This window comes from Shewanella sp. MTB7 (assembly GCF_027571385.1).
In the GTDB taxonomy this organism is placed as follows: Bacteria; Pseudomonadota; Gammaproteobacteria; order Enterobacterales; family Shewanellaceae; genus Shewanella.
In genome coordinates this window covers 1916196-1932030 of sequence record NZ_CP085636.1, presented here as the reverse complement: position 1 = coordinate 1932030, position 15835 = coordinate 1916196, and the positions used below count along the sequence as shown (strand labels likewise).

The 15835-nt window shown below is 43.1% G+C and carries 10 protein-coding genes; 5 read left to right on the top strand and 5 right to left on the bottom strand.

What is annotated here, in order from left to right:
- Positions 1-62: 62 nt before the first annotated feature.
- Positions 63-4274 carry a collagenase gene (locus tag HWQ47_RS08105; RefSeq protein ID WP_269970650.1) on the bottom strand — a complete coding sequence of 1404 codons (4212 nt, stop codon included), beginning with the start codon at positions 4272-4274 and terminating at the stop codon, positions 63-65.
- A gap of 275 nt (positions 4275-4549) precedes the next feature.
- On the opposite strand from HWQ47_RS08105, the gene HWQ47_RS08100 reads away from it, so the two are divergent.
- Positions 4550-5029 carry a YbaK/EbsC family protein gene (locus HWQ47_RS08100; RefSeq protein ID WP_269970649.1) on the top strand — a complete coding sequence of 160 codons (480 nt, stop codon included), beginning with the start codon at positions 4550-4552 and terminating at the stop codon, positions 5027-5029.
- Between the two features lie 288 nt (positions 5030-5317).
- Positions 5318-6466, top strand: a complete 1149-nt coding sequence (yiaY, locus tag HWQ47_RS08095; RefSeq protein ID WP_269970648.1) for an L-threonine dehydrogenase — start codon at positions 5318-5320, stop codon at positions 6464-6466.
- A 385-nt stretch (positions 6467-6851) separates the two neighbouring features.
- Here the strand turns inward: yiaY and cspE are convergent, their stop codons facing one another.
- The 3 genes from cspE to HWQ47_RS08080 all read right to left on the bottom strand — a co-directional run bounded on the left by cspE (position 6852) and on the right by HWQ47_RS08080 (position 12145).
- A complete protein-coding gene (gene cspE, locus HWQ47_RS08090) occupies positions 6852-7064 on the bottom strand; it encodes a transcription antiterminator/RNA stability regulator CspE (RefSeq protein ID WP_144040931.1) in 213 nt (70 codons plus the stop codon).
- Positions 7065-7751: 687 nt separating this feature from the next.
- A complete protein-coding gene (locus HWQ47_RS08085; RefSeq protein WP_269970647.1) occupies positions 7752-10871 on the bottom strand; it encodes an efflux RND transporter permease subunit in 3120 nt (1039 codons plus the stop codon).
- A gap of 110 nt (positions 10872-10981) precedes the next feature.
- Positions 10982-12145 carry an efflux RND transporter periplasmic adaptor subunit gene (locus HWQ47_RS08080; RefSeq protein ID WP_269970646.1) on the bottom strand — a complete coding sequence of 388 codons (1164 nt, stop codon included), beginning with the start codon at positions 12143-12145 and terminating at the stop codon, positions 10982-10984.
- Between the two features lie 392 nt (positions 12146-12537).
- On the opposite strand from HWQ47_RS08080, the gene HWQ47_RS08075 reads away from it, so the two are divergent.
- From HWQ47_RS08075 to HWQ47_RS08065, 3 genes are all read left to right on the top strand, one after another.
- Entirely contained in the window at positions 12538-12900 is a 363-nt protein-coding gene (locus tag HWQ47_RS08075; RefSeq protein ID WP_269970645.1) for a cytoplasmic protein, read from the top strand.
- Positions 12901-13079: 179 nt separating this feature from the next.
- Complete coding sequence (locus HWQ47_RS08070; RefSeq protein ID WP_269971696.1) at positions 13080-13295, top strand: hypothetical protein; 216 nt, start codon at positions 13080-13082, stop codon at positions 13293-13295.
- A 4-nt stretch (positions 13296-13299) separates the two neighbouring features.
- On the top strand, positions 13300-14103 hold the full coding sequence (locus HWQ47_RS08065; protein ID WP_269970644.1) for a phosphate/phosphite/phosphonate ABC transporter substrate-binding protein: 804 nt from the start codon (positions 13300-13302) through the stop codon (positions 14101-14103).
- A gap of 44 nt (positions 14104-14147) precedes the next feature.
- Here HWQ47_RS08065 and HWQ47_RS08060 read toward each other — a convergent pair whose 3' ends face one another.
- On the bottom strand, positions 14148-15689 hold the full coding sequence (locus HWQ47_RS08060; RefSeq protein ID WP_269970643.1) for a BCCT family transporter: 1542 nt from the start codon (positions 15687-15689) through the stop codon (positions 14148-14150).
- Positions 15690-15835 lie beyond the last annotated feature (146 nt).

Below are 15835 nucleotides of genomic sequence, written 5' to 3'. Positions count from 1 at the left end.
TCTTAACGCTTGCTAAATAGTCTCTAGTGAAAGCGCACTCAAGTATCGAGTTATACTACAAGCTAATTGAGCGTCACCTTCAAGGTCACATCTTCACTGCTTGGCATACTTTGAACTGAGATATAATACCAACCCGAAGTTGGTTGTTGAACAACCACCTTCTCTATCGTACCTGGGTTCACCGACTTGCCAGTATTTTGGTTGGCATCTGGCCAACTTTCTCCGGTATACAACTCAAGCTCTCCCATACCGTGGCCAGTTTCAGCAGTCAAGCTTTCAGTTCCGACGGGCACATTGATGTAGAAAGATGAACGGCCATTTTTAACACAAATTGGGGCCGCGTTAGCTATGCTTCCGTAATCTTGTGCTGACTGAGTCGCGCACATATCAGCAAGTGTACTCGGTAACTCTGGATCAATTGGAGGCACAACGGGTGTCGTTCCTAGATCCGTTAAACTCACCTTCACTGTCACACCTGAGTAGCTAGTTGCGGTATCGATACTGATATAACGCCAGCCACGATTCGCCACCAGATGTAGCTTCTCACTATTATCACTTAACTCGGATTTTGCCTGAGCATTTGTCGAAGATGCCCAAGTATCGGCATTAAAGTAGATATTTGCATCTCCATCACCACCTGCTGTCGTGATATAGATGTCGGTATTATCAGCTTCGACCCAAACGTAATAACTGCCTTTGCCACCAGTAATACACTCCTCTTTCTCAAGAGTTAACTTACCTGAACTTATGGTTGCTGCGCCGCAATGTGGTACCACACCATTATTAGGATCCGTAGGGTAAGCATCAGAATTATCGCCTATGCCATCACCATCTGTATCAACAGTCTCTGTTGCATCATTAGGGAAAGCATCAGCATTATTACCTACGCCGTCACCGTCTGTATCAAGGGTTTCAGTTGCATCATTAGGGAAAGCATCGGCATTATTACCTACGCCGTCACCGTCTGTATCAAGGGTTTCTGTTACATCATTAGGGAAAGCATCGGCATTATTACCTACACCGTCACCGTCTGTATCAAGGGTCTCAGTCGGATCATTCGGGAATGCATCCTCACTATCAATAACCCCATCACCATCGGTATCGACAATAGGATTGGTTCCGCCATCAACAAGCTCATTGGTTATTTGGTACTCATTAACGACTCCCTCCTGTGTCATCACCGCCACACCTAAACATTGACCACTGGTATTGGTGATTGCTGCACGGCGGTTACCAAACCACTTCCAGGTCGTTGCACTGTCATAGGTTTCGCCATTGACTAAAGTGGTAAAGCCAAAGCTATCACTCAACTCACCGGTTTCATTATCGACACGATAAACTCGAACAGGCGTATTGCTGTTATTGGTGAATGAAAAGTCCGCCTCAAATGGCCCCGTCAGGTGTTTCTGCATTAAATCACAGCTGCCAATGGTATTTGCCTCAGGGATGACCTCAGGTTCTGCCGCATTCGCTATGATGTTGGCATCGATGGTGAAGTTCGCCGTTGCATTATTGAGTACGCCTACGCTTAAACAGTTAAGACGCGCATCAGCTAACATAAAGCGGCGATCGCCATACCAAATGTCGGAGGTATAACTCTCCCCTTGATTAAGTGTTCCATAACCAAAATCAAAACCAGTGGCAGCACTGGCATATTGAGGTTTGCCGGTCAGGTTGTCGATTCTGAACAAACGAACCGGATAATCAGTGGTGTTAGTGATGGTAAACTGATGGGACTCACCTTTAATCAGATGTGGCTTAACCAATTCACAGCTGCCGAGCGTATCTTGTTCAGGGATCACTTCCGGCACGACATCTTTAACTAACGCTGTATCAATAGTAAAATCATTCGCCACAGGCTGCATCACTGCCACACCTAAACAATTCATATTACTGTCACTCAGCATTAAGCGGTCGCCTTCACTCCATGTGGTAGCAGCATAAGTATCACCTAAATTGAGCGTCTTATAATTCTTCGCAAAATTCGTCGTCCCTTTATTACTATCAACCCAGAACAACGATACGGGAGTATCCGTGGTATTGGTCACCGTATACTCGGTCTTCGCAGCATCAATATGACGAGCATACTGTTGAGTTAAGGCACAAGAACCTATGGTATTTGCTGCAGGGATCACTGCAAAAGGCGGTGCAATGGCTTCTGACTGCACTAAAACAAAGGCTTCAAAGCCAGCTTCAGTTCGAGCAGCCACACCTTTAAGTACCTCGATATAGGCAGCATTATCACCGGATTGTAGCGCCGTTGTAATACTTTCAACTTCAGTTGGATGCTCCTCTGACAGGTATCTCATGGCGTAATAACTCCATGGATACAGCTCATCAAAGCCATAGGCCATAAATATCAAGTTATACAGTGGCGGAATTGTTTTACCTTTAACGGATTTGACCGTACGAGGATGCTCAGTGCCATTAGCCATAAACTCAGCCATGCCTTCAGCCCAAGAAACATTGTAATCAAATGAACCAAATGAGCCTTTCTTGATATAGCGACCATCTAAGTAATGAACAAATTCATGCCTTAGGTTATAGATTTGATCTTGATACTGACACGAACTCCCTACCCAAGTGTCCGGACACTGCATGGCAATGAATCGGGCCTGATTGCCAACATTTTCTGGCGTCCCCTCAAGATACATTCCACCGTTATCGGTGCTGATCCCAAAAAACTCGGGCGCATACTTTTCATAATCTTCAGGTGAAGCAAATGCCACGACTTCAATCGTATCATTTTGATCGCCACTCACCGGCACGCCGCCAGTGTTGAAAAAGGCATGAAACTCTGACTCTTGCAATGCCATGTCGGCACAAGACTGCGCTAACGTGGCTTGGCTGATGCTCGCTTGAGCACGAATGATGATCTTATCGGTACATTGATGGTTTACCGTTAAGATATCCTCCTCTTTTGGTGGTACCACACAAGAGCCAAATAGGGGATCGCTGGCTTCACACTGACGTCCAGCCGATTCAAGGTAGTTCTTAGTCACGATAGTTTCTGTGGTTTCCACTGAAATATCTGCAATGACTTTGCCATGAACTTCCAAGACAGTGCTATCAAATCGAGCTTTAGCCTCATCCGTTGCGATACTGGATATTTTGCCTAACGCAATAAAGCTATGAGGTAAAACCCACTTTTTATCCGCCTCAGCAGACCAACGCATATCTAGAGAGGTTTCACCTAAGAAAGTAAATGAGCGCATTACAGAGAGCACGTCTAACATGCGCTTGTTAAAAGCCGCTTTAGTCGTTGCATCACCATAATAAGCCCCTGAACCTATAGCGCCCATCAAAGCCATAATGGCGTCGCCTGCGTTACTAGCCGCGAATGGGTTACTCTGAAGCGAGTGATATTGAATAGTGGCCAGTAGGTGCGGTAATAGGTCTTGATAGTAAACGCTACCAGCATTACGCTCGAAATTGTTTAAAGCCCTAGCAAACCCTTCCTGAATCACCCCACCTGCAGGACTGAGAAAATCAGACATCTTAGCCACGGCTTGCAGTGCATGATTTAACTTTAATGCTTCAGCCTCTGTCATTGCTGGCGCGTAATACTTGTAAGATCCAAGAAAGTAAAGTAGTTGGTTCAGATCGGGATCACTGAGATCATCAACACTGGCCAGATAATGCACTGCATCGGTCACATCAGAGATAGGATCGTTTTCTGCACTAGCAATCCCTTCAAAGTCACTGTAGGTTGCCGCTAAAATAGTCGCAATAGCCGTCCCATATTGAGATTTAGATGAGATTGCAGATGCAGGTAGCTCAACTTGAATATGAGTATCAAAAACAATGTAATCACCCATTGGCGGTGGAATATCACCACCTGAAACCGTCACTAATAAACTGGTTTGCGCTATGTTGCCATTGATTTTAAAGTAACGATCGCCTGCACGAGAAACAAAAGAGAGGCTCTCATCATTGGTCCCTGCAGTTGCACTCACAAGTTCTTGGTTACCACTCCAATCACTACCATCATATAAAGTGATGTCAGCATCTGTACCTGAGAAGCTACCACCTGAGGTGGAGATAGTTACATCACTGTTTTCATAAGGTACGTTGACATAGAAATAGTGACCGTAATCTGTAATGCAGTGGGTTTGGTTGGCAGGAACTAAACCTTGACGAGGTAAGGTTTTCTCACCGCACATCTCAGCAGACTGAACTGCACCAACATGCATGGAAAGTAAAATAGCACTGGCAAGCGCAGTCCTATTTCGAGTCAATCGGGGTAAAGAGAATTTTTTAATTGTTCTTATCATAGTGATATTTTCCTTTTTACAAATTCAGGACACCTGTCATTAGGTTGCGACCGCCTAATGACTTCCCCCAATAACTCGCGGCATTCCATTGCAGCTTTGGGAGTGTCAAATGTTCCCCATTGAATTTGTTGATATTTTGTTACACGGCACCAACAGTTTTACACCATTTTGAATACAATAGCCAATATACACTTGTAAAAATAGCCGTAACGAGATCGAATTGATGCAAAAGCGACTATAATTGTTAGGTCATACTGTCTTTATGAGGTTAAACCATGACTATTTCTGTACGTTTAAACGAATACTTAAACCATAACGAGGTGAACTTTGATCTCATCTCTCACTCTCATAGCTTCAGCTCAATTGGCTCGGCAATCGCGGCAAAGATTTCTCCTGCTCAAATAGCTAAAGCTGTGATTTTAGAAGATCACGAAGGACGAAAAGTGATGGCGGTGTTATTGGCCAATCATAAGATCAGCTTAGGATCGCTAGGAGAGAAACTAAATCGAGAACTACACCTTATGAACGAGCAGACCGTCTATCAGATGTTCGAAGATTGTGAAAAAGGAGCGATTCCCCCTTTTGGTAACGCCTATAATATGGAAGCCGTTTATGATGACTTACTGATTCAATCTAAAGAGCTTTACCTAGAAGCAGGCGATCACCACAGCTTGTTACGTATCAACAGAGATGACTTTATCCGCCTGATAAAAGACTCAAAGCACTTAAGATTCAGTCATCAAACCGTCCACTAAGTTCATCTATACATTGCCTAGTCAACAACGGATTAACGACTAGGCCCTCCACATTCACTATCAATGATCTCACCAATAAACCTAATACACATTCTAAAAGTAGTGTGTAAATTCCGTTTTGTTGTCATAAAAAAACCAATTTAGTAGTCCGGATCTGATTTTAAGATAATCCCTAAACGTTTCCCGTTATTTTTCAGAAGTAGATCACACCTTTAGTAAACCAAGATTGGTACTTTAGTTACCATAAATTATTACAATTTTAAATATTCAAATATAAAAGGTGGATTTATGGCTGCTAAATTTTTTATCCCATCAGTAAACGTCTTAGGTCAAAATGCGGTTGATGAAGCTATTGGAGATATTAAAACACTAGGATTTCGACATGCATTAATCGTGACCGACAAACCTTTGGTTGAAATTGGACTCGTTGGACAAGTCACCGAAAAACTCGGTGCGGCAGGGATTATCTCAACAGTATTCGACGGCGTTCAACCCAACCCAACCATGGGCAATGTTGAAGCTGGATTAGCACTACTTAATGCCAATGGTTGTGACTTTGTTGTCTCCTTAGGTGGCGGCTCTCCCCATGACTGTGCAAAAGGTATCGCACTCGTTGCCACTAATGGCGGCAGCATCAAGGACTATGAGGGGCTAGATGTCTCAACTAAACCTCAACTGCCGCTAGTTGCTATTAATACTACTGCAGGCACAGCAAGTGAAATGACCCGCTTTTGTATTATTACAGATGAAAGTCGTCACATTAAGATGGCGATTGTCGATAAACACACAACCCCAATTTTATCGGTCAATGATCCCGAGCTCATGTTGGCAAAGCCTGCTGGTTTAACAGCAGCAACGGGGATGGATGCACTCACTCACGCAATAGAAGCTTATGTTTCAATTGCAGCCAACCCGATTACTGATGCCTGTGCCATTAAGGCCATTGAGCTAATTCATGGTCATTTAATTGAAGCTGTTAATAATGGCCAGAATATCGATGCTCGTGAGCAGATGGCCTATGCTCAATTTTTAGCAGGAATGGCATTTAATAACGCAAGTCTAGGGTATGTCCATGCTATGGCGCATCAACTTGGTGGTTTTTATGACTTACCACATGGGGTATGTAATGCATTATTGTTGCCACACGTTCAGCAATACAATGCACAGGTCTCAGCAGAACGCCTAACAGATGTAGCAAAAGCCATGGGCGTTGATGTTACAGATATGGACAATGCTCAAGGTGCAAATGCTGCGATTGAAGCGATTAAAGCTCTGGCGGTTGCAGTAAAGATCCCTGAGAATTTAACCAAATTAGGCGTGAAGGCTAAAGATATTCCAACTCTGGCTGAAAATGCGCTTAAAGATGCTTGTGGTTTTACCAACCCTAAACAAGCGACACATGAAGAGATCTGCCAAATTTTTACTAATGCACTATAATCTGAAAATTACGTTACATTTAAACAAACAAGGTAAATTACCAACGACTAATTCAGTAGCAACTTAAACTTAATCGGTAAGATTACAGCTAATATTTACACTGTAAAAATCAAAACGAACAGACAAATCACTAGCACACCGTGATACATCTGTTGTAAGCTGCCTTAGTTCGCTATTTCCCTGCAAAGAATTAGCAAGCTAAAAAGCCGAAGACTATTTAATAGTCTTCGGCTTTTTTATATTCCAATGCCTACCACTGTGATAATTGATAAACTTTAGGCAATCCCTAATCTTTATCATCTATGGTGGTTAGGCATAAATATTCCAGACAAAAAAAAGACCACCCTTAGGTAGTCTTAATTTTTATAGTCTAGAAAAATCTAGATTACATAGGTACTACGTTTGCAGCTTGAAGGCCTTTTTGACCTTGCTCAACTTCAAAAGATACTTTCTGACCTTCAGCAAGAGTCTTGAAACCATCTGAGTTGATAGCACGGAAATGAACGAAAACGTCAGCGCCGCCATTCTCTTGAGAAATAAATCCGAAACCTTTCTCTTCGTTAAACCATTTTACAGTACCAGTAGTTGAATTAGACATTTTGTGTCCCTTATATAAATTCATTAAAAAGTATCGCTGAAATGCGATGTGCTAAGAAGCTGAATTATTAAGTATTACGATGAAGCTAAGGGAAACACACTACCGAGACAAACTTGCGAAGATCTGACTGAGGGTTCTACTTTTACTTAATTCTTATCTTTAATAACTCTTACAACAGAGCGATGAGTATAGTATCACGATTTCTTTATTTGTAAACATCAACAGAGAGTATTAATTGGTATTTAGTCATTTAAATTCTCACATGCTGCACTATCGTACATTCAAGCATTTCTGAAAGGTCGAATTTCATGATTAATACCAATCGGTATAAAGATGTGATCGCTCAGCGAGATCTTAGTGCTTTTGAGGCAAGGCAACGAGTGAGGAACATAGTTGCTCTACGTTTAAGCTCGTTAACACAGCATCAGATGCGCTAAAACTCGCCTGTAAGGAGTGTTTTTGGCTGCCTATTTCTGCGTTGAATGACCTCACAAGGGAGTAACCATTCTGTCATCCATTCATCTTGAATTAGTTTGCCAAAAAAACTCTGAGTAGATCACTTTCTTATACCGATTGGTATCATTATGACTGAGAAATAAAAAGGCTCGCCAACTTAGCGAGCCCTTTCACTGATTTACTTGCATCTTCTTACTTGAATCTAACCCTAATAAATCAGTTTAACAGCCACTATTGTCCTTTAGGCTCACCTTTGAACTTCTCTCTCATGGTCTGCATCATAACGTAGAACACTGGTACTAACAGAGTCCCTACTATCGTCGCGGCTAACATACCGCCAAATACGGAGTAACCTAGCGCGCGACGACTGCCCGCACCTGCACCACTAGCAAGCACCAGAGGCAGAACCCCAAGCAAGAAAGAGAATGCTGTCATTAATACAGCGCGGAAACGTAACCTTGCAGCCGTCTCCCCCGCATCGAGAATACTCTTACCCTCTTCTCTTAGCTGTTTAGCAAACTCTACTATCAAAATAGCATTCTTACAGGCAAGACCAATCAGCAGCACCAAACCAATTTGTGCATAAAGGTTCAGATCTGAGCCCACCAGCAAGATATTTAAAAATGCACCTAATACCGCAATAGGCACAGCCAAAATAACCGCAAATGGAATAGTCCAACTCTCATACTGAGCCACTAGGAATAGATAAGTAAATATGAGTGCCAATCCAAAAATCAATGGCGCTAAGTTGCCGGCCTTAATTTCCTGATAGGTTTGCCCCGTCCATTCAAAAGTGTAACCACTAGGAAGCGTTTCATTTGCCGCTCTTTCCATCGCTGTGATAGCGTCTCCTGAGCTAAAGCCATCTGCCGGAAACCCATTAATGGTCGTGGAGTTGAACATATTGTAAGAGTTCATCACATCAGGACCTAGAATAGGCGTCACCTTAACTAACGTACTTAACGGCACCATCTCCTCAGTGTTAGAGCGCACATAGAACTTAGAGATATCTTGATCCGAATTACGGAACTCTCCTTCAGCTTGCAAAATAACCCTAAACACTTTGCCGAAGCGATTGAAGTCATTAACATACATAGACCCTAACATCGTCTGCATAGTGGTAAATATTTCATTAAGCGATATCCCAAGCGCCTTCGCTTTATCCCTGTCGACATCCACATACATCTGTGGAACATCGGCGCGAAAATTACTAAATGCCATGGCGATCTCAGGCTGCTCATTGGCTTTCATAATCAAAGCGCGCATCACAGAAGCAAGTTCTTGAGGTGTCCGTCCTTGCGTATCTTGCAGTACAAACTCAAAGCCACCCACACTACCAACACCGGGAATAGGAGGCAGTGAGAACGCCATCGCCTTCACCGACGGATTCGCCAAATATTTAGCCTGCAACTTAGCCACAATGGCAGATTCGACCATATCAGGCGTGTCTCGCTCATCCCATGAAGAGAGAGAAACAATCATCAAGCCGCCATTAGAAGACACTGAACCAGACAGAATACTAAAACCACTGGCATGAATAACGTTCTCAACACCCGGCTCAGCTAACGTCAGCTCAACAAGTTCCTTCATCACCGCTTCTGTACGGTTCAAAGATGCGCCATCAGGAAGCTGAATATCAACCATGAAGGCTTTCTTATCTTCCATAGGAACAAAACCCGATGGCAAGATTTTCGCAATCCCTCCCGTAGCCGCAATCAAACAGGCATAAACAACTAAGACTAAGCCAAGCTTACGGGTCAGTGATGAAACCAACCACATATATTTACCTGTCACACGTTCAAAGTATTTATTAAAGGTTCCATGGAAACCTTTAGTGTGCTTTTTCGGTGGTCGTAACAGCGACGCACACAGCGCCGGACTGAGGGTCAACGCATTGATTGATGAGATAAGTACTGAGATACAGATAGTGACAGAGAACTGAGCATACATCTGGCCCGTTATACCAGGCATCACCGCAGTCGGCGCAAACACTGCCAGCAAGACTAAGGTGGTCGCAATAACGGGACCGGTCACCTCTTTCATCGCTTTAATGGTGGCATCTTTCGGTGAAAGCCCCTCATCTTGCATTAGACGCGTAACGTTCTCGACCACCACAATCGCGTCATCCACCACAATACCAATCGCTAAGATCAGTGCGAATAACGAAACGGTATTTATGCTCATCCCGAAGGCGAGCAAGAAGGCAAAAGTACCAATCAAGGAGACTGGGATCGCAATGGCAGGAATAAGTGTTGAACGAACATCCTGCAAGAAGATAAACACCACAAAGACCACCAGTGCGACCGAGATAAACAGGGTTTGCACAACTTCATCAATTGACGTTTCAACAAACTCAGTGGTGTCGTATAACACCTCGTAATCAAGATCTTGTGGAAACCTCTCAGCCAGATTAGCCATCTCAGCTTTAACCGCTTCACCAACATCAAGTGCATTAGCATCCGGAGATTGATAAATAGCGATAATCGCCGACGGCTTATTATTTAACTTACCTTGTGCATCATAAGTCTGAGAGCCCAATTCAACACGAGCCACATCGCCAACAATCACTTTCGAACCATCGTTGTTGGCGCGGATCATGACATCCCTAAACTCTTTAGGATCTTTCAAGCGTCCCTTGGTCTGGAGTGTGTACTGAAACTGTTGTTCAGGATCCACAGGAGCAGCGCCAATACGGCCCGCTGCCACTTGGATATTTTGCTCCTGCAGCGCACCAATGACATCTTTGGCGGTCACGCCCAAGCTCGCCATCTTGTTAGGATCAAGCCAGATTCGGATCGCATAATCGAGCGAACCAATCACCTGAACCTTAGACACACCATCTTGACGTGCTAGCGCATCGGTTACATTCAACCCCGCATAGTTAGTAATAAACAGGGAATCAAAAGTCTCATTGGGGGACACTAGGTTCACCACCATCAAGATATTAGCACTCTGCTTTTCTACGTTAACGCCCTGACGCTTTACTTCTTCGGGCAGCCTTGGCATCGCCTGCTGAACACGGTTCTGTACTTTAACCTGAGCCATATCAGGATCTGTACCCACCTCGAACGTCACGCTCAAAGAGTAGCTGCCATCATTGGCACTCTTTGACTGCATATAGAGCATGCCTTCAACACCGTTGACTTCAGCTTCAATCGGCTGAGCTATGGTATCTTTAACAATATTGGCACTGGCACCGGAATAACTGGTCGAAACGTTAATCTGTGGTGGAGCGATCTCCGGAAATTCTGACACCGACAAAATAGGAATGGAGATAAGACCTACAATCGTCAGCACTATCGCAATGACAAAAGCAAACTTCGGTCTATTGATAAAAAATTCACTAATCATGACATTCCCCTGTCACCTTTAATCCCAATGCAGCTCTAAACAATGACAAACTTAAGTCCGAGCCAATAAAAAATTCACTAATCATGATGTAACCTTATCTTGATAGATGACTATTGAGGAGCCGATGCAGACTCTTTAAAAGGGATGATCTCTTGCTCAACCGCCTTCACCTGAATGCCTGGACGAATTTTCTGTAACCCATCAACCACGATTCGTTCACCGTCTTTAAGACCACTTAATACGCGCCAATCAATACCAAATCGCTCACCTAACTCAACGATACGTTTTTCAACTTCATCTTTATCATTTAACACCATCACAAAACGGCCCTGTTGATCTTCCTGAACAGCAGACTGGGGGATAAGCAGTGCATTTTCTTTGACAGGTGATTCAATGATTAGGGTCACAAACATGCCTGGCAGCATCAGCTTGCCTTCATTTTTAAATGTTGCACGAATAGGCAAGGTGCCTGTCGCTGCATCGACTCGGTTACTGACAAAGTCCACATAGCCTGTTTCAGAAAAAAGGCTGCCGTTAGGAAGACGCAAGCTAATGACGATATCTGAAATTTCAATCTCTTTCTGTGCTGCTTTTGCAAAATTCTCACGGGCATTGATCAGCGCTTTCTCAGCAACTTGAAAATTGACCCACATAGGTTGGAGTTGGACTAAACTTGCCATCTCAGAGTTAGAGCTGATGATGTCTCCGGTACTCACTTTAGCATTGCTTATACGACCCGAGATTGGGGCATATATGCTGGTATAACTGAGTTGCAACTCAGCCCCTTGAACTGCGGCCTCAGCCTGAACAACACCTGCAGCAGTGGTCAATTTACGTGTGGTCAACTCATCCATATCTTGCGCACTTATCATGCCATCAGGCAACAATCGACGACCTCGCTCCCAATTCATCACTGCCACGTCACGTGAGGCGAAGGCTTGTTTTAATACTGCCTTATGTTGAGCAAGTTCAGCGGCATAAGTGGCTGGATCTATTTCAAATAATAAATCACCTTTGTTGATATCATCACCTTCAACAAAAGCACGCTTTAATAACTGTCCCTGTATTTGAGATTTTATGATCACATCTTCAGACGCATGAGTACGACCCACTATCTCTGTCTTAGATTGGATCTCTTCAGTTTTAGCGGTATTGACAATCACACTCGGTAACATAGCTTGCTTCGGTGCAGACACTTCACCGCAGGCCGTTAACTGCAATCCCAAAACGAGAAATAAGCACCACTTTAATGTTGAAACGGTTCGAGCAACCATTTAGGCCTCCGGTAGATTGAGTAAACGTATAATTAACCTAGAAAATTATACTAAGATAACAATACCTTTAACACTGCTTTACAAATTTATTTCACAAAAACAACAGATTGCACCAGTTAAAAGCCATCAACCGCCTTAATATCGGGCATAATTAACGTAAAACCTTTTATTAGTTGTCGCTTTATTAACCAAGCAGAAAGCAATCACCTAAAATGAGATCTAGCACATGGATATCGTCAATTAACTCATGTTAAAAAAGAAGTAGACCAGCTTATAGAGGACACGTCTTAACAAGCTATATTCGAAATAAGTAAAGACGAATTAAGAGTTGACCGAACATAAAAGCAATGCCTATGATGGCATTAGTATCCGCACATAAAGGTAGGTAGCATATGACAGCAATTTCTCATGTTTACAACTATACAGTTCGATGCCCGCACATAAAGGATCCCGCTCACCCTACAACGTGGCAAAACCATGTTGAATTCAATCAATCATGTGAGATAGGTTTAAATAGACTGACTAAATGGCATGATCGTTCTGGCCACCGAGTTTTAGAAGTAGATGGTTTTGTTGTCCGTGAAGCCGACACTGAAAGTGCCTATTTCTCAATGCAAACCAGTCGACTCAAAGGCGATGGTCACGCCATAGTGACGTTTAAGATTTATATGGGCGATGAAACTAAAGACACCTCTGTCCAAGAGATAATGCAGTATCTTATTGAGGATTATGGTAATAAAATAGCTGACGTTTAACCTTGATTTCTATAACTGCATTCATTTATTTCTTAAAGTTATAATACCGTCTCTACGCAGAGGCGGTTTACCTCTTTCCCTATTAAAATATAGCAAACCATTTCACCCTATTTTTACTCACAGATAAAGTAAGATTGGTATAATATCTACACCACTAACTCCCCACTGAAATAAAAATGATGACAAAAACATTGAATCTGATATTCACATTTGCTGTTATCTTTAACCTATCTGCTTGTGCTGAATTAACAGAGACTGGCAAAGCCATAGGTCAAAGCACCAAGGAAGTCACCACCGAAATTGGTCACGCCACCCGAGATGTCACTAAGGCTATCGGTCACGCCTCTCGTGACGCGGTTAAATCTATAAATGACGATCTAAGCACAAAAGATTAAGCTAATGAACACGTTAAAATTAACCTCATGCATGGCGGGCAACGCCGATCCTTTTGTTAACACGTTAACCGAGTACCTATCGGTTAAGTTACAGCTTTCTATAGAGCCCATCCTAGGTCTCAGTTGGCAAGAAAGAGAGCAAAGATTCGATAATGGTGAGATAGAGATCTGCTGGATCTGCGGCCTGCCTTACGCCTGGAAAGCTGATAAACCCGATAGTGATATTGAACTACTGGCCACTCCCGTACTTAAAGCCAGCCGTTACCGAAACCAGGCCGTATATTATTCAGACATTGTGGTTCCCATTAACAGCCACATACAAACCTTTGCTGACCTTCAAGGCGCTAGTTGGGCGTACAATGAGCCAAACTCGCATTCAGGCAGCTATTTGATGAGAAGCCATCTGGCTGCACAAGGAATGGATAGCAGCTACTTGGGTAAGATTATTGAATCTGGTGCTCATCAGCAATCACTTATGATGCTACTTAATGGTCTAGTGGATGCTTCGGCCATCGACAGTTGGGTTTTAGAATTAGAGCTAGCCAGAGATCCCTTGTTAAAGTCCAAGATTCGAATCATCGATACCTTAGGACCAAGTGGCTTTCCACCATTCATCATCTCAAAGCAAGTTCCACAAACAATCCGTCAAGCACTGAGACAGGCCATGTTAACCATGGACCAAGACCCATTAGGTCGTAAGATATTAGACTCAGTGCTGATATCTCACTTCACTAAAAATGAAGACAGTGACTACGACTCTATTCGCCATATGGCTCAACAAGCCCAGCGAGTAAGCTGGAAACAGTAAGGTATCACGCCAAACAGTCTGCTTAATCTGTTATACCTGACTCATCAGTACCTTTTATGGGTTATCACCTCTCTAATTAAAATACAGGTCTGTGCCAGTAAAATGAGCGTAAATGGCACAGCACCTAATATGGCTATCTGTTTATTGAGGTTGATATCGTTTTTCAATATTAACGCTGTAGTGATCGCCACTAACGTTAAGCTCCACATCAATTTAGAGCGCAATTTGTTACTGTTTGTCAGCATACCACTGACGAATATTGCAGAATCTGCACTGGTGATAACAAAGGTCACCAACAATAGAATCGCACACAAAGCCAATATGTTGCCGTAGGGTAGATGTTCAAAGAAGGTAAACAGACCATAGGTGACATCTTTATTGGTGGCTGCAATCACATCATTCAGAATACTCATCTCAAACACACTGCCACCGAACGCGCTAAACCAGATAATGGTAGTAATCGTTGGGACAAATATGGTGCAAAGTAAATATTGACGCACACTGCGGCCTTTACTAATCCTTGCAATAAATGGCCCCACAAAAGGTGCCCATGCTATCCACCAAACAAAGTAAATAATACTCCAGTCCTCACTCCAAGAGCGAGACTCGGGGTCGATAGAAAATGACAGATAAGGGAGTAAACTTAAATAGCTGGCCGTTGAGGTGATCACTGTACTCACCAGCTCAAAAGGATCCACCAAGCTAATGATGACTACGAGCATAGCAATGACAAACAGTAAGTTAAAAATACTCATCTGTTTAATGCCCTTCTCTAGCCCTAATGTCGAAGAGACAGTAAAGGCCAAAGCAATCGCAAATAGCAGGACTAAACGAAATATCAAACCAGCTATGTCCCAAGGCACTAAGTGCTGTAGACCACTTTGCACCAAAGCGATGGTATTGGCTAAGGTTCCGGCAACACCAAAGATCACGGCGATGACAGCCAGAAAGTCAAACACTTGAAATTTGCCCCCCTTGGCTTTATCGGTAAAACTCGCCGAAATAGTCATGCTCCTTGAGCGATTAAAAGCAAACCAGGCCATCACTAGACCTGAAATTGCGTAGACAGCCCACGCATGCACTCCCCAATGGAAATAAGTCAGCGCCAAGGCTGTATCTTTGGCATTTTCGACATTTGAAACCAATGAAGTATCAGCCACAAATGCTGGCGGATGTGCAAAATGAACGATAGGTTCGGCCACTCCCCAGAAAATAAGACCTGAGCCCATACCCGCAGCAAACAACATCGCCGTCCAGCTGAGAAAACCAAACTCTGGTTTTTCATCTTTGCCCCCTAACCTCACCTTACCAAATGGGGTGCAGGCGATAATAAGTGACAAAATCACCAACAGCGAGGGGAACACAATAAACCCTAAACCAAACTCCTTGATTGCGTGATCAGAGATGCTGGCCGCTAAGGTCACTGCAGTTTCAGGAAACAGTAGAAAAATTGATGCCAAAAGCAGGCATGAGATAAAACCAATCGCTTCTTTACTAAGGTGGGCAGGGTTAAGCAAGACAATCTTTAAATTTCTTAGCTTAAATTTATTCGATAAATCGTTGGGACGAACAAACGGTTTTCTCATAGAAGTAATTAAATTTATTTAGGAGAGGTTAACGTTAAGGCTAAAATTAAAATCGCAGCGATTTTAGCATATTATACTTATTTTATTCACTCCTTATATTATCGCAGGTTTTGATACACAGCTAAGGTTAGAACTTCTAATCGTCA

Excerpts from the sequence above, each read along its gene's own strand:
- HWQ47_RS08105 (WP_269970650.1), bottom strand. The coding sequence starts at position 4,274 with ATGATAAGAACAATTAAAAAATTCTCTTTACCCCGATTGACTCGAAAT.
- HWQ47_RS08100 (WP_269970649.1), top strand. The coding sequence starts at position 4,550 with ATGACTATTTCTGTACGTTTAAACGAATACTTAAACCATAACGAGGTG.
- yiaY (WP_269970648.1), top strand. The coding sequence starts at position 5,318 with ATGGCTGCTAAATTTTTTATCCCATCAGTAAACGTCTTAGGTCAAAAT.
- cspE (WP_144040931.1), bottom strand. The coding sequence starts at position 7,064 with ATGTCTAATTCAACTACTGGTACTGTAAAATGGTTTAACGAAGAGAAA.
- HWQ47_RS08085 (WP_269970647.1), bottom strand. The coding sequence starts at position 10,871 with ATGATTAGTGAATTTTTTATCAATAGACCGAAGTTTGCTTTTGTCATT.
- HWQ47_RS08080 (WP_269970646.1), bottom strand. The coding sequence starts at position 12,145 with ATGGTTGCTCGAACCGTTTCAACATTAAAGTGGTGCTTATTTCTCGTT.
- HWQ47_RS08075 (WP_269970645.1), top strand. The coding sequence starts at position 12,538 with ATGACAGCAATTTCTCATGTTTACAACTATACAGTTCGATGCCCGCAC.
- HWQ47_RS08070 (WP_269971696.1), top strand. The coding sequence starts at position 13,080 with ATGACAAAAACATTGAATCTGATATTCACATTTGCTGTTATCTTTAAC.
- HWQ47_RS08065 (WP_269970644.1), top strand. The coding sequence starts at position 13,300 with ATGAACACGTTAAAATTAACCTCATGCATGGCGGGCAACGCCGATCCT.
- HWQ47_RS08060 (WP_269970643.1), bottom strand. The coding sequence starts at position 15,689 with ATGAGAAAACCGTTTGTTCGTCCCAACGATTTATCGAATAAATTTAAG.